The organism is Bradyrhizobium forestalis (assembly GCF_002795245.1).
GTDB lineage: Bacteria > Pseudomonadota > Alphaproteobacteria > Rhizobiales > Xanthobacteraceae > Bradyrhizobium > Bradyrhizobium forestalis.
The window spans coordinates 12355-34069 of record NZ_PGVG01000050.1 but is presented as its reverse complement, the minus strand read 5'-3'; the positions used below and the strand labels follow the sequence as shown (position 1 = coordinate 34069).

Below are 21715 nucleotides of genomic sequence, written 5' to 3'. Positions count from 1 at the left end.
CTATTCGTGCCGTTACTATCGGTTCCAATGTGCGCGGCCGGGAGGCTTCTCGCGAGCGCCAGGGTTGTGGGAGGATGACATGAATGCCGCGAGACCCGAGCCGCTTGCCCGTCAGGCACTGGCGTTCGTCCTGGCCGGAGGACGCGGCAGCCGGCTGCTGGAGCTGACCGACCGGCGCGCCAAGCCGGCAGTCTATTTCGGCGGCAAATCCCGCATCATCGATTTCGCGCTGTCGAATGCGGTGAACTCCGGCATCCGCCGCATCGCGGTCGCAACCCAATACAAGGCGCACAGCCTGATCCGGCATCTCCAGATGGGCTGGAATTTCTTCCGTCCCGAACGCAACGAGAGTTTTGACATCCTCCCCGCCAGCCAGCGTGTCTCCGAGACCATGTGGTATGTCGGCACGGCGGACGCGGTGTACCAGAACATCGACATCATCGAATCCCACGCCTGCCGCTTCATCGTGGTGCTGGCCGGCGACCACATCTATAAAATGGACTACGAGGTGATGCTGCGCCAGCACGTCGAGAGCGGCGCCGACGTCACCGTCGGCTGCCTCGAGATGCCGCGGGCGGAATCCTCGGGCTTCGGCATCATGCATATCGACGAGAACGGCTGGATCCAGCAATTCCTGGAGAAACCGAAAGATCCGCCGCCGATGCCGGGCAAGCCGGACGTCTCGCTCGCCAGCATGGGCATCTACGTGTTCGACGCGAAATTCCTGTTCGACCAGCTCAAGCGCGACGCCGAGGACCCGAACTCGAACCACGATTTCGGCAGGGACATCATCCCCTACATCGTCAAGAACGGCCGCGCGATGGCGCACCAGTACTCGACCTCCTGCGTCCGCTCCGGCAGCGACACCCGCGCCTATTGGCGCGACGTCGGCACGGTCGACGCCTATTGGGCCGCCAATATCGACCTCACCGACGTGGTGCCCGAGCTCGACCTGTTCGACCGCGCCTGGCCGATCTGGTCCTATGCCGAGATAACGCCGCCGGCGAAATTCGTCCATGACGAGGAGAGCCGGCGCGGTCAGGCGGTGAGCTCCCTGGTCTCCGGCGGCTGCATCATCTCCGGCGCCTCGCTGCGCCGCTCGTTGCTGTTCACCGGCGTGCGCATCAACTCCTACGCCAATGTCGAGAACGCCGTGATCATGCCCTATGTGAATGTCGGCCGCGGCGCTCGCCTGAGCAACGTCGTGATCGACCGCGGCGTCGAGATTCCGGAGGGGCTCGTCGTCGGCGAGGATCCCGAGTTCGACGGGAAGCGCTTCCGCACCACCGAGCAGGGCATCTCGCTGATCACCCAGCCGATGATCGACAGGCTCAATACATGACGTCTGTTCGCGTCCTCGCGGTCGCTTCTGAAGTCTATCCCCTCGTCAAGACCGGCGGCCTTGCGGATGTCGCCGGTGCGCTGCCGGCTGCGCTGAAGGCGCATGGCGTCGAGATGCGCACCTTGATGCCCGGATATCCCGACGTGATGCGTCTGGTGTCAGGCGCAGAGGAGCTCCGGCGCTGGCCGGATTATTTCGGCGGCCCCGGGCGGCTGCTGGCGGGCTCCCATGACGGACTCGATCTGTTCGTGCTCGACGTGCCGCATCTCTATGCCCGCCCGGGCAACCCCTATGTCACCACCGAGGGCATCGACTGGCCGGACAACGGCGTGCGCTTCGCAGCGCTGTCGCGCATCGCCGCCGATATCGGCCATAGCCTCGTGCCGGCCTTCGTGCCCGACATCGTGCACGCCCATGATTGGCAGGCGGGGCTCGCGCCGGCCTATCTGCACTACGACGATCGTCCGCGGCCCGGCACCGTGATGACCATTCACAACATGGCCTATCAGGGCAAGTTCGCCCCCGAGCTGATCGGATCAATCGGCCTGCCCTCGGACTCGTTCAACGTTCAGGCCCTGGAATATTTCGGCGGCATCAGCTTCTTGAAGGCCGGCCTGCGATTCGCCGATCGCATCACCACGGTATCGCCGACCTACGCGAAGGAAATCCAGAGCGACGAAGGCGGCATGGGGCTCGGCGGTCTGCTGCGTGAACGTTCGGGCGTGCTGAGCGGCATTCTCAATGGCATCGACATATCGGTGTGGAATCCGCAGCAGGATCCGCACATCGCCTACCGCTTCGGCGCCGAGGACCTGACGTTCCGCGCCGCGAACAAGGCGGTGCTGCAGCGGCAGTTCAACCTCGATTCCTCCGACGAAGCACCGCTGCTCGGCGTCATCAGCCGGCTGTCGTGGCAGAAGGGGCTCGATCTCCTGCTCGAGGCCATTCCGACCATCCTGCGCGAAGGCATGCAGCTCGCACTGCTCGGCAGCGGCGAGCGCGATCTGCAGGAGGGCTACCAGGCCGCCGCGCGCGCGAATCCCGGCCGGATCGGCGTCGTGATCGGTTATGACGAGATCCTGGCGCATCTGATCCAGGCCGGCTCGGACGCCTTGATCGTGCCCTCGCGGTTCGAGCCGTGCGGCCTGACCCAGCTCTGCGCGCTGCGCTATGGCGCCGTGCCGATCGTCTCCCGCGTCGGCGGCCTCGAAGACACCATCGTCGATATCGGCGAGGCCGACACATCCGGCCGCGACGCCACGGGATTCAAGTTCGGCCCCGTGACGGCGGATGCCCTCGCCGGCACGCTGCGCAAGGCCAACATCGCCTTCCACGACAAGCTGACCTGGCGCCGGCTGCAACGCAGCGGCCTTGCCACCGACGTCTCCTGGCGCAACCGCGCCGGCGATTATGCCGCGCTCTATCGCGATCTCATGGCGGCGCGCCGGGCGTAGCGCATTTTCGGAACGGAAAAGGCTGAAGGCATGGCCGTCGTCGAATCCATGCTATAGAGCGCGCATGGAACCGTTCGTGATCAAGTTGATCGGCTTTGCCGCCGCCACCTGCACCACCGCGGCTTACGCGCCGCAAGCCATCAAGGTGTGGAAGACCCGCTCCACGGGAGACATCTCGCTCGGCATGTTCCTGGTGATGGTGCTCGGCCTCGCGCTCTGGCTCGTCTACGGCCTGCTCTCTGGCGACGTCCCGCTGGTCGCCGCCAACGCCGTCACCATGGTGCTCGCTGGCGGCATCCTGTTCATGAAGCTGAAATACGGGTGAGGCTTTTCCTCCTCCTCGCGTGCGGCAGGGCAATCGCATATGCTTCCCGGCGACGACGGAGCAAGCGCCTCGTCCTTCGAGACGACCGCTTCGCAGTCCCTCAGGATGAGGCTCGACTGCGTCGGTGTGCTTTGAAACTGCGGCTGCGCACTCCGCCCTCATCCTGAGGGCCCGCCAACGGCGGGCGTCTCGAAGGATGTGCCGCGAGGAAGCTGCCTCAAATGCGATAGCCCGGCCGCGTGCAAGGAGAGGTCGCTATCCAAACACGTACGACGCCATCGCCACATTCGCGACCTCGTCGACGAAGACGCGGCGTCCGGCGTCGCTGCCGGCGGCGCCGGCCGCCACCATCAGCGGCAGCAGATGATCCTCGCGCGGATGCGCCAGGCGGGCGCTGGGAGCGTTCTCCCAATCGACCAGCATCGCGTTGCGGCGCGCCGCATCCGGGCTGCTGATCGCCTCGTTCAGATAGGCCTCGAAATCATACGAGACAGGCTTCGACTCCGGCCGGTTGAAGCCGCGCATGTTGTGATAGGTCAGGCCGCTGCCGACGATCAGAATGCCTTCGTCGCGCAAGGGTGCGATCGCCTGCCCCACCTTGACGTGCTCGGCCGCATCATAGCTCGACTTCAGCGAGAGCAGCACGATCGGCATGTCGGCGTTCGGATACATCAGCCCGAGCGGAACGAACGTGCCGTGATCAAAACCCTGGTTGGGATCCTCCCGGCAATCGAGACCGGCGCGCATGAGCAGTGCCTTCACTTGCGCGGCGAGCTCCGGCTTGCCCGGCGCGGGATATTTGAGGTGATAGGTATGCTCGGGGAAACCGTAATAGTCGTAGACCATCGGCGGATGCGGCGAGGTGGACACGGTGAAGGCGTCGGCCTCCCAATGTCCGGTGATGACGAGCACGGCCTTCGGCCTCGCGGGCAAGAGCTGCGGCAGACGGCCGAACGCCTCGGCGGTCTTGGCATATTGCACCCGCCTGTCCTCCATGAAGGGCCAGGGGCCGCCGCCATGCGACAGGAAGAGGGTCGGAAATCGCGTCATGGGGCTGGTCTCGTTGACAACAAGCGCGTGCGAGCTGTCCGCACGATCTGCGGTGAGCATAGGCAAAGCAGCATGGTTAGCAAGTCGTTAACGATTTGCCGCTCAGAATCTCCGGTGTGGCCGAAGCAGTCGGCCTGAGGACAAGTGAGACGTGAGATGAGGAAGTTTGCGCTGGGGGACGTCGTCAACAGTGACAAGGGCCGCCGCGGTGTCGTTCGCGCTGCCTTCAAGTCCAGGGAAGGCCAGCAGTTCTATGCCGTCGAGAAGGACGGCGCGATCGACTATCTGGAGGAAGACCGGCTGAGCCCGGCGCCGCGCGTCGAGCTCGCGGCTTAAATCCAACTCATTTCCTGCCCTCACCTGCGAGCCGATCGAGCCGCTCCGCGAACGGATCGTCTCCGCTCGCGATGCGATCGTTCGTGATCAGCAGCAGGCGATCACCGCCCGCCGCGTCCCAGCGCGGCAGGTCGGGACCATTGGGATCGCCGCTCCTGGCGAAATTGATCCAGTAGGCGCGCATGCGGATTGCGACCGCACGATCGCGTCGCGACAAGATGCCTGCACCGGGTACGCCCTCCGCACCGAAGATGAATTGCAGCTCCCGCCCGTGGCCGCCTTCCGGATTCGTGCGCCGGGCCTCCGGCACATAGGCGAAGCGGTAGCGAAAGGTCGGCGCGCCGATTGCCGCGTGCAGGCGGGCCAGCAGTCGCACCGGCTCCGAGAAGACCTTGTCGGTGTAGAACCTTGCCGCGAGATCCGAAGGTCTGGCGAGATCGGGATAAAGCTTGCGTAGTTCGTCGCTGGCAATGCCGGACGGCGCAAGCTCCTCCCTGATGTCGGACTCGTTCTCCAAGCCGGTCTCGTCGTCGTTCGAGCCGATGATCAAGGGAATGCGGCTTTGATGTCCGGCCGCGAAACCTGGGGCAAGGTCCTCGGTCACCAGAGGTCCATCCATCATCGGCGCGAAGCTGCGCGGCGATTTCTCCAGCAATTGTTTTTCGGCGGCCAGCAGGCGCCGCGGCTCGGCTGAACGCAAATCTGTCTTCGGCCCAAGCGCGGCCACGAACTGCCGGCCCACGGCCTCCGCCTCCTGCACTGAGCGCAGGCGCGCGCGGCCGGGCAGAGATTGCAGAATGGCTTTCTGGAAGAGATCGCGCGCCTGCGCAGACAGCATCAGCAGCGCGATCGACGTCGCGCCAGCATCGCTGCCGAACAAGGTGACGTTGTTCGGATCGCCGCCGAAGGCCGCGATATTGTCGCGCACCCAATGCAGCGCGGCGATCTGGTCCATCAGGCCGACATTTCCGGAGCCGCCGTCCGACAGCGCGGAATGCACGAGCCAGCCGAGCGCGCCGAGGCGATAATTCATGGTGACCACGATGAGGCCCGCCTGCGCCAGCTTGGCGCCATCGAACAGTGGATCGTTCGCTGTGCCCGAGACGAAGGCGCCGCCATGGATGAACACCATCACCGGCAATGGGCCGTCGACCCCGAAAGGACGGAACACGTTCAGCGTCAGGCAATCTTCGCTCGCCTCCGGCAGCGCCGGCTGAAGGCACGGCGCGCCATACTCATAGGCGGTGTGCATCTCCGAGCTCTCGTCCGTCGGCTGCGGCGGGCGCCAGCGCAGCGCGCCGACCGGCGGCGCCGCGTAAGCCAGTCCCTTGAAGGACGCCACCTCGCCTTCCACGGCACCGAGCATCTGCCCTTCACGCGTCAACGCGAATGGAAACTGCCCGACCGGCTGAGCCACGGCCGATCGTGCGCAACACAGGAGTGCGGAAGCCGCAACAAGTGCAAGCAAGGACCGCATCTTCGAAAGGTCTCGATGGAGGGTCCGGGCAGGTTATGTCCAGAGCCGTCAGCGAAGCAAGCCTCGCGCCCGCGCCTAGCTGCCTTTGCCCTTCAGCTCCGCCAGCGCGCGCCGCGCGATGATGCCGAGCTCGCCGAGGGTGGAGTGGCCGGACTGCGCCGCCTCGATCAGGCGCTCGGCGATGAACCTGCGGCTGTCATGATCGCCGCCATACGGCAGTTGCCGGCACGTCTCCTCGAGGACGACATCCATGTTCGCTTTGGTGCGCTCACTCAACTCAATCATGACGCCCAGCCGGTACGCGTGGCTTGTAAGCGCAAGCATACACAGAAGGATGCGGTCTGATTACCCCGGGCTATCACGGCCATTGTGCATCGCGGTGCGTGTGGTGCCGCAACATTCGCGCGGTCACGATGCCGCCGCAAACGACCACCGGGGATTGCACTTGCTGTAATGACAAGCTGAACCTGCGGCGATAGCCTGCCGGCAAAACAAAACACACGGGAGGAATGCCATGTCTGACGCGATGGTTGCCACACGTGCCTCCGACGAGCGCGGAACCGCTCAGCAGGTCGATGTCGCCCTGGTCGGCGCCGGATTTGCCGGCCTCTATCTTCTCCACCGCCTGCGCAAGGCTGGCTTTTCGACGGTCGGCCTCGAAGAGGCCGGCGATGTCGGCGGCACCTGGTACTGGAACCGTTATCCGGGCGCGCGCTGCGACATCCAGACCATCGACTACAGCTATACGTTCGATCCCGAGCTTGAGGCGGCGTGGACCTGGTCGGAGAAATACGCGACCCAGCCCGAGATCCTGCGCTACCTCGGCTTCGTCGCCGACCGCTACGATCTCAGGCGCGACATCCGTTTCAAGACCAAGGTCACCGAAGCCCGATGGGACGAGGCGTCCGAGCGCTGGCTCATCACCACCGACAATGGCGCACCGGTCTCCTGCCGCCATTACATCATGGCCACCGGCTGTCTCTCCGCACCCAAGCCGCCGGAGATCGATGGCGTCAAGGACTTCAAAGGCGACGTCTATTTCACCGGGCGCTGGCCACATGACGGCGTCGATCTCGCGGGAAAACGCGTCGCCGTAATCGGCACGGGCTCGTCGGCGATCCAGTCAATCCCGCTGATCGCCGAACAGGCCGCGCATCTGACTGTGTTCCAGCGCACGCCGAACTTCGCACTGCCCGCGCATAACGGCCCGGCGCCGTCGGACCGCATGAGCCTGCTGCAGGGCGATCGCGCCGCCTATCGCGAGCAGGCGCGCCAGTCGATGGCCGGGGTGCCCTATCCGCAGCAGACGGTCGTGAGCTGGCAATTGAGCGATGCCGAGCGTCGTGAACGGTTCGAACGGGCCTGGGCAGCCGGCGACCTCGTCCACATCTTGACGCAGCTCTGGGCCGACCAGGCCGTCGACGTCGACGGCAACAAGGTCGTCCAGGACCTGATCCGCGAAAAGATCCGCGCCGCCGTCAGGGACCCTGAAACCGCCGCGGCACTGACGCCGCATGACCATCCCTTCGGCGCCAAGCGTCCCTGTCTCGACACCAATTACTACGCCACCTACAACCGTCCGAACGTCACGCTGGTCAATCTGCGCCAGGAGCCGATCAAGGCGATCACGGCGAGCGGCATCTCCACGAACGGCCGCAGCTTCGAGGTCGACGTCATCGTGTTCGCGACCGGCTTCGACGCGATGACCGGTGCGATCCGCGCCGTGCATCCGATCACCGGGCGCGGCGGCAGGTCGCTCTCCGACGTCTGGGCGCAAGGGCCGCAGACCTATCTCGGGCTCACGGTCGAGGGCTTCCCGAACTTCTTCGTGATCACCGGCCCCGGCAGCCCGTCTGTGCTGTCGAACATGGCGGTGTCGATCGAGCAGCATGCCGACTGGGTGGTCGACAGGCTGGCCGCATTGCGCGAGGCTGGCTTCACCACGATCGAGCCGACCGAGACGGCGCAGGCGGGCTGGGGCCGGCACATGGCCGACTGCTCGATGCTGACGCTGCACCGGCTCGCCAACACCTGGTACACGGGCGCCAACGTGCCCGGCAAGGTGCAGGGCCTGATGCCCTATACCGGCGGCGTCGGCCCTTATCGCAGCATCTGCGACGAGGTGGTCAGTCGCGGCATGCTCGGCTTCAGGCTCACCGGCCCTGATGGCGCCGCGCAGTGCAACGACGGCGAGGTGGTGCGCCTGCAGCCCGACGTGCGGCTGGTGCTCAACCTGCTCGCCTCGCTCAACCTGCCGCCGATCGAGTCGATGGGCGCGGAAGGCGCGCGCGCCTTCGTGGGCGAGTTCAACAAGAGCCGGCCGGCAGGACGGCCGATCGGCGAGATCGTCGACGGCACCCTGCCCGGCGCCGGCGGGCCGCTGCCCTACCGTGTCTACAAGCCGGCAACGCCGGGACCACATCCGGTCGTGGTCTATTTCCACGGCGGCGGCTGGGTGCTCGGCGACGAGCAGTCGGACGAGCCGTTCTGCCGCGACATGGTGCGGCGGACCGGCATGATGTTCGTCAGCGTCGGCTACCGCCACGCGCCGGAGCATCGCTTCCCGGCTGCCGCGGAAGACGGTTATGCGGCCACACGCTGGATCGCCGAGCACGCCGCAGAGCTCGGCGGCAGACCGGGCCCGGTGCAGGTGGCAGGCTGGAGCGCCGGCGGCAACATCGCCGCCGTCACCTGCCAGCTCGCGCGCGACCGCGGCGGGCCCGATATCGCCGGCCAGCTCCTGATATGCCCGGTCACCGACTGCAGCTTCGATCGGCCCTCCTACAACGACAATGGGACCGCCTATTTCCTGACGCGCTCGCTGATGTACTGGTTCTGGGACCTCTACTGCTCGCCGGCGGACCGCACCGACCCGCGCGTTTCGCCGCTCCGTGGCAAGGTCGCGAGCCTGCCGCCGGCCTTCGTCGTCACCTGTGAGTTCGATCCGTTGCGCGACGAAGGCGTTGCCTATGCCGAGGCGATGGCGGCTGCCGGCGTCCCGGTCGAGCAGCTCAGGGCGCGCGGCCATTTCCACTCGTCCTTCACCATGGTCGACGTGGTGATCACCGGCGCGCCCGGCCGGGTGCAGATGGCCGGAGCCTTGCGGCGCTTTGCCGGGCTGCCGGAGGTCAGTCGCGGCGATGAGAGCAGCGACGGATATGCCAGTCCGGGGCACAGAATCGCGGCCGCCGCGAGTTGAACGGCGACGGACCCCCCGGGAGCCATTCTCACGACGGCGCCAGCCGACCTGCATTGTCAGCTGCAGCTAGGGCTGGTAGTCCGGCAACAACATCGAGGCCGCGATCAGGCCGCCTGCGGATGCGAGAGCGGCAAGAAGCCAGGGCCATGCGTAGCTGGCAGCCGTGGCGTCGTACGGCAGCGTTGCACCGAGCGTCGCGATGCCCAGTGCAAAGCCGCCCTGGCGCATGACCACAGTCACTGCCGAGGCCATGCCGGTTTGGTCCGGAGGCACCAACGCGACGACAGCACCCGATAGTTGCGGGTGCGCCAGCACCGCGCCAAGCCCTATCAACAGCATCCCGGTCGCCGCCGCGGCGAGAATAACTCCAGTGTCCGGGAGCCAGCCACTCGCGACCAGCATCAAAGTGAGATTGCCCACCAGCAGCACCAGCATCGCGGTCGCGAACAGCCGGCGCCAGCCCCAGTGTTTCGCCAAACGGGCGCCATAGGGCGGCAGCAGAAGCATCGGCAGCGTCGCCGAAAGCAATGCGAAGCCGACCGACGAGCCTGTCCAGCCAAACGCTGCACCCAGGAACGGCGGCAGGTAGACGAGGACGGCCCAATATCCGATGGAGACGGCAATCAGCAACGACGAAATTCCGATCATGACCGGTCGACCAAACACAGCCGGGTCGAACATCGGCGCAGGCCGGCGCCGCTGCTGCATCGCAAAGGTGGCGAGCAGACACACACTTGCCCCGAGACCGACCGCAACCCGGACCGGTGCTGCACGCCCCATCAGCAGGCTCTCGATCGCCAGACCAAGGGCAAACGTGAGTAGAATGACGCCGCTCCAATCCAGCGGGCGATCGGCAGGACCGCGCGATTCTGCGACCAGCCGCGGGACGGCTAGAATGGCGAGCAGACAAAGCGGGATGTTGGCCAGGAAAATCCAGCGCCACCCGATCCAGGTCGCAACGAGCCCTCCGAGCGTCGGCCCGAGAGCCATCGCCATACCCGAGATCACACCCATCAGCGCGAATGCACGGGCGCGCTCGTCAGGCCGGGTGTAGGTGCTGGCGAGCAGCGCAATGCCTCCGGCAATGACGAATGCTGCACCGAGGCCTTGAACTGCACGAGCTGCCCACAGCACTGGGCCTCCCGCCGCAAAGCCGCAAGCGATCGAGCCGACCAGGAACACGATGTTGCCGCCGAGCAGGGCACGTCGTCGTCCATACCTGTCGGCAAGCGCACCGGCGGCCAGCAGCCCTCCAGTAAAGGCCAGACTGTAGGCATCCATGACCCAAGCATAGGCGGCGACGCCAAAACCAAGCTCGGCTGCCATGGCCGGCATTGCGACGACAACTGCCGTCACGTCGAATTGCACCAAGAAGGCCGCCATGCCGAGCACCGCCGCCGGCTGGAGGTCGCGCCAACGGCTCCACGGCTGCGTCTGGAGTTCGGTCCTGGCCATCGTTTTCCAATCGTGAAGACATCTCTCCCGATATGCATGCCAATGCGGGCTGCATGCCAATGCGAGCTGTTCACATCGTCATGAAATTCATTCATGATAATGCGATGCGCTCATTTCCTCCCTTCGATGGCCTGATTGCATTCGAGGCCGCCCTGCGGCATGCGAGCGTCACGCGCGCCTCGGCAGAACTCGGGCTTACGCAGAGCGCGGTCAGTCATCGCCTTCGCAAGCTCGAAGACTTCGTCGGCATGCCTCTGCTTGTTCGACAGCCGGGCGGCTTGAGCGCCACAGCCGCCGGCATCGCCCTGTCGAACGAGTTGGCCGGCTTGCTCGACCGGATGGCCGATTTTCGTGCGCTGTGCCGCGCTGCCGCGCCGCCCCCGGCCTTGAAAGTGGGCGTCGGTGCAGCACTTGCCGACTACTGGCTCGTGCGCCGTTTGCCGTATTTTGCGGAAGCCCATCCCGGGATACCGGTCGAGCTTGTCATTCTCCAAGGTGACGCACACGCAAGGTCCACAGATCTTGACGTCACGGTGCTGTGGCAACCGACGGCGGGCTCGAGAGCAACCTCGACCCAGCGCTTGTTATTCCGTGAGCACATATACCCCGTCTGCCACCCCCGCCTGCTGCCAGGCCGGCGACCACTGGCCGACATCACGCGACTGAGATCCCTGCCGCTCTTGCACAAGGGCCGAGCGGGCGAAGACAGTGGGGTCGAGTGGTCATGGATGACCTGGTTCGAACGATTGGGGCTGGGCCGCCCTCCACCCGCGGATATCCGTTTTGCAACAATAGCGACTGCCATCGCCGCCGCCCTCGCGGGCAACGGAATCGTGCTCGCGCGCTCGCTGCTGGTTCAGGATGCGCTCAAGGACGGGAGGCTGGTGCGCGTGCTCCCGCAGTCGTGGGATTTGCCATCGAGCAAGACCCAGATCGTGCGCTGGCCCGCGGCAATGGCCCAAGATCGCCGCGTGAAGGCGTTCGTCGACTGGGTATTGCGGATACCGAAAATTCCCGGTGCCTGAGCCTGACGCCGCGGCGGATTGGCGGGGAACAAATTCCCGGCTGCCGCATTGAGCACACGTGGCATTGAGATGCAGCGACACGTGTGTAGGCCCCGGCACGCAAATCCGTGTGCTGGGGTCGACTTTTGCGTGAGGTGGGGCGATGGCGGACCTGGGCGCGGATTCAAAGGTCGATTTCGCCGCGCATGCGGTGCTGCACAAGTGGCCGTCACTGGCCAATCAGCGGAGGCCGGACCGAGACTCTTATCAGGTGAGCGAAGGCACGCTCGACGAGTGCATCTCGGTGTTCATGGCGAAGCCGGCGGCAACCCGGCACCTCTACGAGATTCGCACGGCGGCGCAGCCGCCGCTGGTCACGGAGGTCCTCTCGCCCGAGCACGTCATCGAGCTCTCGCGCTTACGTGAATTCCTCTGACGGCGCTTCACATTTACGCGCGCAGGAACCTTCTTCCGATTTTTCCCGTTGTCAGAGATCGGAAGTCAAATCGTGAGCGCCTCACATGTTTGAAGCTGGCGTAACATCTTCCGTCGTGCCCTACGGCGCAGACCAGACCCTGTTCGTGGTGATCGATCGCCGCGACGAGGCGACTGAAATCCGCATCGAGCGAAGCGATCTCGAAGCCACCATCGGCGAACTCGTCGCCGGTTGTTTCAACGACCCCATCAAGGTGATCTCGTTCAACACGCTCGAGCACTGGATGAAGGACATCTCGACCGATGTCGCCGGCGAGATCAAGGCGCGCTGCGACATCTACGGAATAGAGCTCCCCGATTATCTCAGCGACTTCATGGAGAGCCATAGCTGAGCGGGCGTTGTTTCAATTGCGCAGACAGCGAAGCAAGCTCGGATGCGCTTGCCGCATGGTTCGCCAGAGCTAAGCGCGGCGGTGCTTGCCGGCGATGACCTCGATCTCGCGGCGGCGTTCGCCCGCAAAGGTCAGGAGCTTCTCGATCGTCAGCGTATCCGTGATCCGTTTGGCCAGCCGCTCGGCGCGCGCGGCCTGATCTTCGAGATACTGGATCGTGTTCAAGCGCCGCCTCCCCCGAAAGCCCGGAATTGTGTGGGCAGCCATGGTGCTTGAGAAGCCGCTAACAGCCGGTTAAGCGCACCGCATCGGCGCGACGAGTCGCGCTTTATCGCACGACCTCGAGCCTGACATTGGTGATGCCCTTGTCGACCATGCCGAGCGCCTCGGCCGCGGAAGGCGAGATATCGACCACGCGTCCGCGAACAAAGGGTCCGCGATCGTTGACCCTGACGGTGACGAAGCGGCCGGAGGAGGTCTCGGTGACGCGCAGCTTGGTTCCGAACGGCAGGGTGGGATGCGCCGCGGTCAACTCGTTCTTGTCGAACTTCTCGCCGCTCGCGGTCTCCGTATCCGAATAGAAGCTGGCGACGCCGCGCGAAGCCGTCTGCTTTGCGTCACCGTCGACGGCGCGCGCCCGGCTGATCGGGCGTGGATGCAGCGCCGCCACCCTGTGCGGGCGCTCCACCGCGGCCTGCCGGCCGGTACCGGCGAGATCGGCCCTCTGGCGCCCGACCGGCGATTGCGCGCAGGCGGCGAGCGATGCTGCGAAGACGACGGCGAGCAGCAGCCGGCACGAGGTTGCGAGGGAAATCCGGGCAGTTTCGGCACGTGCAATGCGAGACATGGTACGCCCCTCCGAACGGGGCGGATTTTCGGCGGGCAATGAGGGCAGAACCTTGTCGGAACAAAAGCGGCTCTGGGGCCGCGGCCGTTTCGCATCAGCTGTGGCGATTCCACCACAGTGACGCGGCCTGAATCGGGACAGACTCGCAGGAAATCAGCGCGATACGGTGCGCCAGATGATGGCGCGCGTGTCCGGCTGGTTCTCGTCCGGCTCCGCATCACCCGTCAGGAGCCGCGCAAGCTCGCGCCGATAGAGCCTCCGCCAGCCCGTCTTCAGGCTGGCGAGAAAGTCGAGCTCCAATTGTGTCAGTGTGCACATCCTGAACCCGATCCGGTTGCGAGGCATCGTCAGCCGACGAGGCCTCCCATCGGTTTGACGTCGGCGCTGCCGGGGAAGACCGCATCCGCCAGCACCTTCTCGTCGACACGCAGATGATCTCTGAGCAGGCCTTTCAGCACCGCGCGCAAATCGGTGGTCGGCTTGAGGTCGCGGTCTTCGAACAGCTGCGCCGGCTTCAGGCCCGGCCAGTCCGCGATCACGCGGCCGCCGGCGAGCCCGCCGCCGATGAGGAACGCGACCGTGCCGGTGCCGTGATCAGTGCCCTGCGTGCCGTTGATGCGCGCGGTGCGCCCGAACTCGGTGACGACGGCGACCACGGTCTCCTTCCATGCTTCGCCCATGTTGGTCTCGATCGCGGCGAAGGCACCGTCGAGTGCGCCGAGCAAATTGTAGAGTTGGCCCGAGACCGCACCTTCCGCGATATGCGTGTCCCAGCCGACGAAGCCCATCGCGCCGACGCGCGGACCGTCGGGCTTGGCGAGATAGCGCGCGGCGGTGCCCGCGGCTTCCGCAAAGTAGGCGCGCACGCGCGCGATGCCCGGCGGCGCCAAAGTCGGATCATCCGACATCGGATCGCCCGTGCCTGGTGCGCCGCCGAGCGAAGCCAGCTTCATGCGGGCCTGAAGCACGGTGGCAAGCTTCGGATCGGTGTGCTGATAGAGATCGAGCAGGCGGCTCTGCGTGTCCTCGCTCGCCGGCAAGAGCCTTTGTGGCACCCACGTCATCACAGGCGCGGAGCCGCGCACCACCAGCGGCGTCACCGAACCGATGCCGAGCGCGCGGCTGCCGCGTGGATCGACGCCGCCACCCGACTCCAGGGCAAGCAGCGCGCGGTTGAGCCACCCCGACGCGGTCACGCCCGGTTTGGACATGCCGCTCTCCAGCACGTCCTGGCCGTCGAAATGCGAACGCTCACGATAGGGCGTCGCGACTGCATGGACGATCGCGGCCTTGCCGCTTCTGTAGAGCCGGTGCAGGTTCGGCATCGCCGGATTGAGGGCGAAGAAAGCATCCAGCGGCAGCGCGGGCGGCTTGCCGTCCAGCACCAGCGCGCGGTCGCCACGCAACGCGACCCAGTCGGGATCGCCGACCGGCGCGACCGCGCCAAGGCCATCGAGGGCACCGCGCAGCACGATCACGAGCAGGCGCGGGTCGCGGCCTTCGGCGCGCGCGATCCTGGGCATCTGGCTCCATGCGAACAGCGCGCCGGAGCCGGCCAGAAGCTCGCGCCGCGTGGGCAGGTGATTGACGACACCCATGCTCACCTCCTTTGAAAATCCGAGGACATGAACAGCAGCGCCAACGCCTGCTGCCGGCTCTCGGCGCGGCCGACCGCCTGCTTCACCTCGCTCGCGATCTGCGATGCAAAGACGTCCTCGATGATGGCCTGCGGATCGACCATGCCGACGATGCGCTCGGCAAAATTGTTGGCGACGTCGAGCCGCCGGCCGACGCCGTCGATCCAGCTCGCCTCGTCATCCGGATAACCCTTTGGCGCGGACGGACGCCACAGCGGCTCGCCGAGCAGCTGCTGGCCGCCGGTGTAGAGCACGGGATCGATCTGGGTGATGCCGGTCGCGCGCACCATGCCGACGCCCCATTCGCTCGGCCGCTTGAGCTTTGCCGGCGCGGCGCGCCACACCTCGTCCGACGACACCATCGCAATCGCGACCAGCTTGAGATCGCCCTCGGTGTCGCGAAAAGTCTTCGCCATCTGCTCGACCAGCACCGGCGGCGGCTCGTCGGCGACGAAATGGCGTGCGAGCTTGGCCGCGACATGGGTCGCGGTCGCCGGATGCGCGGCGAGGTCGCGCAACACGGCGCGGCCCTGCTCGACATCCTCTTGCTCGTAGCGCTTGCCGAGCACGGTCTGTCCGCCGGGCTCGTGCAGTCGCGGGTTGAAGGTGAACTCGCCGCCATGCTGGGGATCGGCGCCCGGCGGCACCAGCGTCCAGCCGGTCATGACGTTGGCGAAGCTGATGACGTCGTCCTGGGTGTAGCCGGTGCGCACGCCGAGCGTATGCAGCTCCATGATCTCGCGCGCGATGTTCTCGTTGAGCCCACGGTTGCGATTGATGCCGGCGATCGAGTTGGCGCCCATCGATTCCAGATTGTCGAGATAGAACAGCATGGCCGGATGGCCTTCGACGGCGAGCAGGAGATCGACGAAGCGTCCGAGCGTATTGGCGCGCACGGCTTCGCGTTCATAGGCGCCGGACATGCTCTGGATCTTGTTGGCCGAGATGCAGAAATGATTGGACCAGAACCAGACCAGCCGCTCGGCAAAGCCGATCTCGGCCGCGAGCGCGGCTTCCGTGCGCAGCTTGGCCTCCTGCAAATAGATCGGACGACCGGGATCGGGAATGGCGTCGGCCGCCTGCTTGGCTGCCATCTCGGCGGCATCCTTTTCCTGGCCATAACCCTGCGCCTGCCCGTCGGGCTGCGCCTGAGCTTGATCAGCCGAGGCAGCCGAGGCCATCTGCTGTTTCTTGGCCTGTTGCTGCGCCTGCTTCGCCCGCGCCGTTCGCCGGGCATTGGCGTCGGCCACAGTGCGATAGGCCTTTGCGCTGGTGGGAAGGCTGGCTGCAGCACTCAAGCCGAGCGGCCGGTCGAGCTCGGCGATCAGCGCGCCGCGCGGGTCGCTCCCGAGCGCGGCAATCGATCCCGGTCGCGGTCCCATCCCGAAGCGATGCAGCGCCAGCACGGCCTCGGCCGTTGCGGAATTGCTCATGGCTAATGCCCGATCATGGCTACGATCTGTAATGCTACACATCGTAGCATTCACGAGGCCGGCCGACAAGCGGAGATTGTGGCACTCCGTCAAGACACCAGGAGCCGCGGGCGCCTCTAGAAATTCGGCCCGAGCGCGATCTTCGTGATCGTGCCGCTCCTGACACCGATGCGCCATTCCGCCGAGCCGTTGGCGAACTGGGCGATGTAGATGTCGCTGTCGAGCGCGGTGACGCCGCGGAAGGAGACCGCGCGCAACGCGCCGAGCCGCGCCAGGATCGCTTGATCGAACGGCAATTGCTGACGCGTGATGTCAGCCACTTCCGGCGTCATGGACTCGTAGTCCGGCTGCCCCTTGCCGACGCCCTCGATATAGCGGCGCAGCATCTCTTCGCCATTGGCGATCGGAACGGCGCGGCGCGCGGCGCGCCCTGGGCGCGCGCCAACGTTTGAGGCTTCGACATTGTGGAATCGCGTCTGCCGCCCCGGCACCAGGATCTCCAGGCACCGTCCCGACTTGTCCGCGATCATCCAGGGATTGTTCACGGTGGTGGTGGTGAACCAGCTCATGTTGGACCTGACGATTTGCGTCTTGCGATTGCCGTCCGCATCGAGATTGAAGACCTGAATGTCGTCGCCCATCTCGTTATAGAGCATGATCCTGATCGGCGAGGTCCCGGCACGGCCGCGAACGCTCGCCTCCTCCGCGCAAGGCACGATGCCGCCGAGCTCGTCATTGCCGTCGGCGCGAAAGAACACGTCGCCGGCCTTGCCGTCCGGCTCGATCAACAGGCGGAACTCCGCGGTGCCGTTCTCGAACTTCGCGCCGTAGATGTCATAGCCGCCGGGCCCGACGCCGCGGAAGAATAGCGATTCCACCGCGCCGAGCGCCACGAAGGTCGCGTGCATTTCGTCGAGATACCGGTGGATCTTGGCGGCGAGCGGCGCGCTCATGCGATCATAGTCTGGCGTGCCGCGGCGCAGATCTTCGATGCCGCGCAGGACCATCTCCTTGCCGCCGGGCGCCGGCACCTGCTCTCTGAATCGGTCAGGCACTTCCGCGAGGCGGCGCGCGAAGTCGGCCTCGACCGCCTGTGCCACCGCCGCATCGACGCGGGTCGCGAGGCGGGCGCCGAACACCGCGCCCTGCAGCAGCACGCGTGACACCTTCGCCTGCTCATCGCGCAGGAAGATCACCAGATGATCGCCGCGGAAAGAGAAGGCGTCAGCGCCCTCGGCGAGCACCTGCATTGCGCCCTGGCCGGTCTCCCGCAACCAGAGACGGTCGCCGTCGCGGCGCACGGTGAGCACGCGGTTCGGCGCCAGCCTGTACCAGCCGACATACTGGTCGAGCGGCGCGGACTCGGCAGCCGGCGTCGGCATCTCGGCGACACGAACCGCGCGAATGTCGCGGCCGTTCATGCGCAGCGTCAGCTCGGCCGAGCGGCGCTCGGCATCAAGCGCGAAGGTGATCTCGCCGGACGAGGCCGCGTAGGACGCCGTGCCGTCGCGGCCCATAGTCAGGCGCGATTTGCGCTGCCCGGTCAACTGGCCGTAGAGATCGTCGCCCTCGCGGAAGACGGCGAACACCGAGGCCGGACCCATGGCGTAGAAATTGACGAACGGGCGGTAGTGCTGGACGGACACCTCCTCGGCATCCGCAGCGACAGGCGCCGGGTCCGGCGTTCGGTAGGCGATCATGCCGGCGGACACGATCACCACCGGCACGATCGCTGCCGCGATCCACAATCGCTTGCGCCAGCTGACCACGACGGGCATCGCGGCAGCCGCGATGATGCGCTCGACGCGGGCACGCACGGTCGAGGCCCGCGCCATCGCAAGCTCGACCGGCCTCGGCTTCACGGTGCTGGCGAAATCGAGCAGGATTTCCGCGTAGGAGAGCCGGTCGTCGATGATCTCTATCGCCTCTGCGTCGCTGATGATCTCGGCGAGCTCGGCGAGGCGCGCCAGCTGCCACCATGAGAACGGGCTGAACCAGAACACCGCGCGATTGAGCGACGCCAGCAGGAGAACATAGAAGTCGCGATTGGCGACATGCGCGCCCTCGTGCGCGAGCACCGCGAGGCGCTTTTTGGCGTCCCAGCTGGCGAACTGCGGCGGCACCAGGATGGTCGAGCCGAAGGTGACGGGACCGCCGACGTCGCGGCTGACGCGCACGTCGGCCTCGAGCATCTGCGGGCCCTTCATCGGTTTTGCCGCGCGCGCCAGCCGCCAGGTCAGGCAGAGCCCGATCACGAGCCGCAGCAACAACAGGCCGGCGACGCCGGCATAGACGATGGTGGCGATCAGCCACCAATTGATCGACAGCCCACCTTGGGTCAACGACGGTGCGACGACGACCTCGGGCGCGACGGGCAGCGCGGGCTGCGGCATCTCCAGCACCGAGATGTCGGCCGGCAGAAAATCAATCGGCACGGAGACCGGCAAAGGCAGCCGGTTGATCGTGAGCGTTGGCCAATGCATCACGAAGGGCATCGCCAGCGAGGCCAGCAGCACGACGACCCAGGCCGTCATGTGAACGTGCGGATTGCGCACGCGAAACAGGTTGAGACCGAACCAGACGACGCCTCCCAGCACAAGGGAGCGCAGTGCCGCCTCCGCCAGAGTTGCGATCATTCTTTCTTCACTCCCCTCGCCTTCTTCGCCTTGGCCACATGGTCGGCCAGCGTGCGCAATTGCTGCTGATCGAGCATCGCATTGTCCACCATGCCGACGAGGACTTCCTCGATCGAGCCGTTGCAGAACCAGTCGACGATGCGCTGCACCGCCTTGGCCGCCACCTTCGCGCGCTCTTCGGCGGCCTGATAGACGTAGGTACGTCCGTCCACGGTGTGGTTGGCATAGCCCTTTTCCTCGAGCCGACGCAGTACCGTGCGGACAGTCGATTCCTTCAGACGCCGCGACAGACGTTCACGCACGATTTCGGCCGTGACAGGACCATGGGCCCAAACCAATTGCATGACCTCGCGCTCGAGGTCGCCCAGTTCGGGCAAACGGTCGTCCATGGGCATCTAACCTTGCGACTGGAGCTCTTTTTGTAACGCTACAGACTGTCGCATATGGGGTCGCGCGGCACAATGGCGATTCCACCTGAGATGGTGGCGCGGGGCTGACCTAAAGCAAGATGAGATCCGGTTCGAAGGCCGCAGCAAGGAAGGTGTGCTCCCTCCCCCGCTTGCGGGGGAGGGCTGGGGAGAGGGTATCTCCGCGTTGGGGTTGTTGAGAATTTGCCGAGTAGATCCCTGCGCGGAAAGAGCCCTCACCCGCCGCGCTTTGCAAGCGCGTCGGCCTCTCCCGCAAGCGGGAGAGGCGGAGCAAGCCCGCAGGCCGCCCCTTGAAAGCAAATGCGATAGCCCGCGCTAGCGGCTTCCTCAGTAGTGCGGCTCGTACATCTGCGACTGGACCAGGGCCCTGACGTCGTTGGGCGCGGGTCCGTCCGCCAGCCCGCGCTGATAGGCGACGTCGGCAACCGCGGCGGCGATGCGGATCGAGACCTCGCGGATGCGCGGCAGTGCCGGGTAGAGGCTGCCTTGCGCGAGATCCTCCTTGCCGACGCAGTCGGCAAGCGTATGGGCCGCCGCCATGAACATCTCGTCGGTCACCAGGCGCGAGCCGCTGGCGATGACGCCGAGGCCGACGCCGGGGAAGATGTAGGAGTTGTTGCCCTGACGCGGCACGAAGCTGCGGCCGTTGAGCTTGACCGGATCGTACGGGCTGCCGCAGGCGAACAGCGCGCGGCCCTCGGTGTAGCGATAGGCATCCTCCGCCGAGCACTCGGCCTTCGAGGTCGGGTTGGAGAGCGCGAACACGATCGGCTGCTCGTTGAGCTCGGCCATCGTCTTGAGCACTTCGGGCGTGAAGGCGCCGCCGACCGCGGCGACGCCGATGATCGCCGTCGGCTTCAGCGTCTTGATCGCGGTGAGGAAGTCGGCGATCGGCGCCTGGTCGGTGTGGGCATAGCGCAGCTTGTGGCCAGAAAGGCCTTCGCGGCCACTGACGACGAGACCGCGGGAATCCACCAGCCAGTTGCGGCGCAGCGCCTCGGCTTCCGACGCGCCCTCCGCCATCATGGCGGAGACCACGAGATCGGCGATGCCGGTCGCCGCCTCGCCCGCGCCGAGGAACAAGATGCGCTGATCCCTGAGCTTGCCGCCGGAGATACGCAAGCCTGAGAACAGTCCGGCAAGCGCCACCGCCGCGGTGCCCTGGATGTCGTCGTTGAAGACGCAGGCTTCATCCCGGTACTTGTGCAGCAGCTTGAACGCCGAATGGTTGGCGAAATCCTCGAACTGGATCAGCACGCCCGGGAACGTCTTCCGCGCAGCTTGCATGAACTCGTCGACGAAGCTGTCATAGGCCTCCCCGGTCAGCCGCCGCTCGCGCAGGCCGAGATAATAGGGGTCGTTCAACAGCTCTTCGTTATTGGTGCCGACATCGAGCACGATCGGCAGGCACGCTTCCGGATGCACGCCGGCGCAGGCCGAATAGAGCGCGAGTTTTCCGACCGGAATGCCCATGCCGTTGGCGCCGAGATCGCCGAGACCAAGAATGCGCTCGCCATCGGTGACGACGATCAGCTTGGCCGGATAAGGCCAGTTCTTCAGAAGCTCCGCGATCTGGCCGCGATCGTGCGAGGAGATGAACATGCCGCGCGGCCGCTGGAAGATCAGGCCGTATTTCTGGCAGGCGAGCCCGACCGTCGGCGTGTAGATGATCGGCTGAATCTCGTCGATATTGTCGACGACGACACGAAAGAACAACGCCTCGTTGCGGTCATGCAGCGCGTTCAACGCGACATATTTTTCGAGGTCCGTCGGCAGCGCGCGCAGATTGGTGAGAACTCGCTCGACCTGGGTCTGCATCGTCAACACGCAAGGCGGCAGGAGGCCGCGCAGGCCAAGCGTCTCGCGCTCCGCTTCCGTGAAGGCAGTCCCCTTGTTGAGCAAGGGATCGCGCAGCAGCGTCATGCCTTGCTGCGAATTGGCCGACGTCGATTGGGCAACGACCCGGGCAGGTCTATTCACGAATTCCCCCAAGAGCTTCGCATTGAATCGCGGACATTGTCGGCCAGCGCTCCATCGAGATCAAGGACGGAGAGACCGAGGCACCGATTGTGATCTCGCACCGCAGCGAGATTTTCGCGAACGCCTGGCAGTTGCGCACGAGAAAAGGTTAACGCGGCGAGGCTCTCTCACGTCGTGGCAGGTATTGGGAGCAGCGCCCGCTCTCTCCCCCCGTCATTCCGGGGCGCGCGTCAGCGCGAACCCGGAATGACGAGAAAACCTCGAATCTTTCAGGATGAAGAAGTG

Annotated in this window: 20 protein-coding genes; 8 read left to right on the top strand and 12 right to left on the bottom strand. The window is 65.7% G+C overall.

What is annotated here, in order from left to right:
• Window positions 1-79: 79 nt before the first annotated feature.
• The 3 genes from glgC (at window position 80) to CVM73_RS34480 (ending at window position 3121) form a co-directional block, all read left to right on the top strand.
• Entirely contained in the window at window positions 80-1342 is a 1263-nt protein-coding gene (glgC, locus tag CVM73_RS34490) for a glucose-1-phosphate adenylyltransferase (protein ID WP_100236238.1), read from the top strand.
• Complete coding sequence (glgA, locus tag CVM73_RS34485) at window positions 1339-2796, top strand: glycogen synthase GlgA (protein ID WP_100236224.1); 1458 nt, start codon at window positions 1339-1341, stop codon at window positions 2794-2796. Before glgC ends, glgA begins: the two co-directional genes overlap by 4 nt.
• A 64-nt stretch (window positions 2797-2860) precedes the next feature.
• The gene (locus tag CVM73_RS34480; protein ID WP_100236223.1) at window positions 2861-3121 is read left to right on the top strand and encodes a SemiSWEET transporter; all 261 of its coding nucleotides are present in this window, start codon (window positions 2861-2863) and stop codon (window positions 3119-3121) included.
• A gap of 255 nt (window positions 3122-3376) precedes the next feature.
• Here CVM73_RS34480 and CVM73_RS34475 read toward each other — a convergent pair whose 3' ends face one another.
• The gene (locus tag CVM73_RS34475) at window positions 3377-4171 is read right to left on the bottom strand and encodes a DODA-type extradiol aromatic ring-opening family dioxygenase (protein WP_100236237.1); all 795 of its coding nucleotides are present in this window, start codon (window positions 4169-4171) and stop codon (window positions 3377-3379) included.
• A gap of 156 nt (window positions 4172-4327) precedes the next feature.
• Here CVM73_RS34475 and CVM73_RS34470 point away from each other — a divergent pair, with 156 nt between their 5' ends.
• Entirely contained in the window at window positions 4328-4507 is a 180-nt protein-coding gene (locus tag CVM73_RS34470) for a hypothetical protein (protein ID WP_027572935.1), read from the top strand.
• 7 nt (window positions 4508-4514) lie between these two features.
• Here CVM73_RS34470 and CVM73_RS34465 read toward each other — a convergent pair whose 3' ends face one another.
• On the bottom strand, window positions 4515-5984 hold the full coding sequence (locus CVM73_RS34465; RefSeq protein ID WP_100236222.1) for a carboxylesterase/lipase family protein: 1470 nt from the start codon (window positions 5982-5984) through the stop codon (window positions 4515-4517).
• A 75-nt stretch (window positions 5985-6059) separates the two neighbouring features.
• Window positions 6060-6308 carry a hypothetical protein gene (locus CVM73_RS34460; RefSeq protein WP_100236221.1) on the bottom strand — a complete coding sequence of 83 codons (249 nt, stop codon included), beginning with the start codon at window positions 6306-6308 and terminating at the stop codon, window positions 6060-6062.
• A 190-nt stretch (window positions 6309-6498) separates the two neighbouring features.
• On the opposite strand from CVM73_RS34460, the gene CVM73_RS34455 reads away from it, so the two are divergent.
• Entirely contained in the window at window positions 6499-9183 is a 2685-nt protein-coding gene (locus tag CVM73_RS34455) for a flavin-containing monooxygenase (RefSeq protein ID WP_100236220.1), read from the top strand.
• Between the two features lie 66 nt (window positions 9184-9249).
• On the opposite strand, the gene CVM73_RS34450 is transcribed toward CVM73_RS34455, so the two are convergent.
• The gene (locus tag CVM73_RS34450) at window positions 9250-10566 is read right to left on the bottom strand and encodes an MFS transporter (RefSeq protein ID WP_245452509.1); all 1317 of its coding nucleotides are present in this window, start codon (window positions 10564-10566) and stop codon (window positions 9250-9252) included.
• 152 nt (window positions 10567-10718) lie between these two features.
• Here CVM73_RS34450 and CVM73_RS34445 point away from each other — a divergent pair, with 152 nt between their 5' ends.
• From CVM73_RS34445 to CVM73_RS34435, 3 genes are all read left to right on the top strand, one after another.
• Window positions 10719-11663, top strand: a complete 945-nt coding sequence (locus CVM73_RS34445) for a LysR substrate-binding domain-containing protein (RefSeq protein ID WP_245452508.1) — start codon at window positions 10719-10721, stop codon at window positions 11661-11663.
• A gap of 142 nt (window positions 11664-11805) precedes the next feature.
• Window positions 11806-12078, top strand: a complete 273-nt coding sequence (locus tag CVM73_RS34440) for a hypothetical protein (RefSeq protein ID WP_100236218.1) — start codon at window positions 11806-11808, stop codon at window positions 12076-12078.
• Window positions 12079-12163: 85 nt separating this feature from the next.
• Window positions 12164-12469: a hypothetical protein gene (locus tag CVM73_RS34435; protein ID WP_100236217.1), complete on the top strand. Its 306-nt coding sequence runs from the start codon at window positions 12164-12166 to the stop codon at window positions 12467-12469.
• A gap of 69 nt (window positions 12470-12538) precedes the next feature.
• On the opposite strand, the gene CVM73_RS40545 is transcribed toward CVM73_RS34435, so the two are convergent.
• The 8 genes from CVM73_RS40545 to CVM73_RS34400 form a co-directional block, all read right to left on the bottom strand.
• Complete coding sequence (locus tag CVM73_RS40545; protein ID WP_164934324.1) at window positions 12539-12694, bottom strand: hypothetical protein; 156 nt, start codon at window positions 12692-12694, stop codon at window positions 12539-12541.
• A gap of 103 nt (window positions 12695-12797) precedes the next feature.
• Window positions 12798-13316 (bottom strand): septal ring lytic transglycosylase RlpA family protein, encoded by a 519-nt coding sequence (locus tag CVM73_RS34430; protein WP_100236216.1) that lies wholly within the window; start codon window positions 13314-13316, stop codon window positions 12798-12800.
• A gap of 153 nt (window positions 13317-13469) precedes the next feature.
• Window positions 13470-13634: a hypothetical protein gene (locus CVM73_RS40540; RefSeq protein ID WP_167407226.1), complete on the bottom strand. Its 165-nt coding sequence runs from the start codon at window positions 13632-13634 to the stop codon at window positions 13470-13472.
• Between the two features lie 29 nt (window positions 13635-13663).
• Window positions 13664-14914, bottom strand: a complete 1251-nt coding sequence (locus CVM73_RS34425; RefSeq protein WP_100236215.1) for a DUF1501 domain-containing protein — start codon at window positions 14912-14914, stop codon at window positions 13664-13666.
• Window positions 14915-14916: 2 nt separating this feature from the next.
• On the bottom strand, window positions 14917-16386 hold the full coding sequence (locus tag CVM73_RS34420) for a DUF1800 domain-containing protein (RefSeq protein ID WP_100236214.1): 1470 nt from the start codon (window positions 16384-16386) through the stop codon (window positions 14917-14919).
• A gap of 116 nt (window positions 16387-16502) precedes the next feature.
• Window positions 16503-19022, bottom strand: a complete 2520-nt coding sequence (locus tag CVM73_RS34415) for a M56 family metallopeptidase (protein ID WP_100236213.1) — start codon at window positions 19020-19022, stop codon at window positions 16503-16505.
• Entirely contained in the window at window positions 19019-19411 is a 393-nt protein-coding gene (locus CVM73_RS34410) for a BlaI/MecI/CopY family transcriptional regulator (protein ID WP_100236212.1), read from the bottom strand. Before CVM73_RS34410 ends, CVM73_RS34415 begins: the two co-directional genes overlap by 4 nt.
• 366 nt (window positions 19412-19777) lie before the next feature.
• Window positions 19778-21430 carry an NAD-dependent malic enzyme gene (locus CVM73_RS34400; RefSeq protein ID WP_283809978.1) on the bottom strand — a complete coding sequence of 551 codons (1653 nt, stop codon included), beginning with the start codon at window positions 21428-21430 and terminating at the stop codon, window positions 19778-19780.
• Between the last annotated feature and the right edge of the window lie 285 nt (window positions 21431-21715).

Coding starts and splice junctions, on each gene's coding strand:
- glgC (WP_100236238.1), top strand. CDS start 80: ATGAATGCCGCGAGACCCGAGCCGCTTGCCCGTCAGGCACTGGCGTTC.
- glgA (WP_100236224.1), top strand. CDS start 1,339: ATGACGTCTGTTCGCGTCCTCGCGGTCGCTTCTGAAGTCTATCCCCTC.
- CVM73_RS34480 (WP_100236223.1), top strand. CDS start 2,861: ATGGAACCGTTCGTGATCAAGTTGATCGGCTTTGCCGCCGCCACCTGC.
- CVM73_RS34475 (WP_100236237.1), bottom strand. CDS start 4,171: ATGACGCGATTTCCGACCCTCTTCCTGTCGCATGGCGGCGGCCCCTGG.
- CVM73_RS34470 (WP_027572935.1), top strand. CDS start 4,328: ATGAGGAAGTTTGCGCTGGGGGACGTCGTCAACAGTGACAAGGGCCGC.
- CVM73_RS34465 (WP_100236222.1), bottom strand. CDS start 5,984: ATGCGGTCCTTGCTTGCACTTGTTGCGGCTTCCGCACTCCTGTGTTGC.
- CVM73_RS34460 (WP_100236221.1), bottom strand. CDS start 6,308: ATGCTTGCGCTTACAAGCCACGCGTACCGGCTGGGCGTCATGATTGAG.
- CVM73_RS34455 (WP_100236220.1), top strand. CDS start 6,499: ATGTCTGACGCGATGGTTGCCACACGTGCCTCCGACGAGCGCGGAACC.
- CVM73_RS34450 (WP_245452509.1), bottom strand. CDS start 10,566: ATGGCGGCCTTCTTGGTGCAATTCGACGTGACGGCAGTTGTCGTCGCA.
- CVM73_RS34445 (WP_245452508.1), top strand. CDS start 10,719: ATGAAATTCATTCATGATAATGCGATGCGCTCATTTCCTCCCTTCGAT.
- CVM73_RS34440 (WP_100236218.1), top strand. CDS start 11,806: ATGGCGGACCTGGGCGCGGATTCAAAGGTCGATTTCGCCGCGCATGCG.
- CVM73_RS34435 (WP_100236217.1), top strand. CDS start 12,164: ATGTTTGAAGCTGGCGTAACATCTTCCGTCGTGCCCTACGGCGCAGAC.
- CVM73_RS34430 (WP_100236216.1), bottom strand. CDS start 13,316: ATGTCTCGCATTGCACGTGCCGAAACTGCCCGGATTTCCCTCGCAACC.
- CVM73_RS40540 (WP_167407226.1), bottom strand. CDS start 13,634: ATGTGCACACTGACACAATTGGAGCTCGACTTTCTCGCCAGCCTGAAG.
- CVM73_RS34425 (WP_100236215.1), bottom strand. CDS start 14,914: ATGGGTGTCGTCAATCACCTGCCCACGCGGCGCGAGCTTCTGGCCGGC.
- CVM73_RS34420 (WP_100236214.1), bottom strand. CDS start 16,386: ATGAGCAATTCCGCAACGGCCGAGGCCGTGCTGGCGCTGCATCGCTTC.
- CVM73_RS34415 (WP_100236213.1), bottom strand. CDS start 19,022: ATGATCGCAACTCTGGCGGAGGCGGCACTGCGCTCCCTTGTGCTGGGA.
- CVM73_RS34410 (WP_100236212.1), bottom strand. CDS start 19,411: ATGGACGACCGTTTGCCCGAACTGGGCGACCTCGAGCGCGAGGTCATG.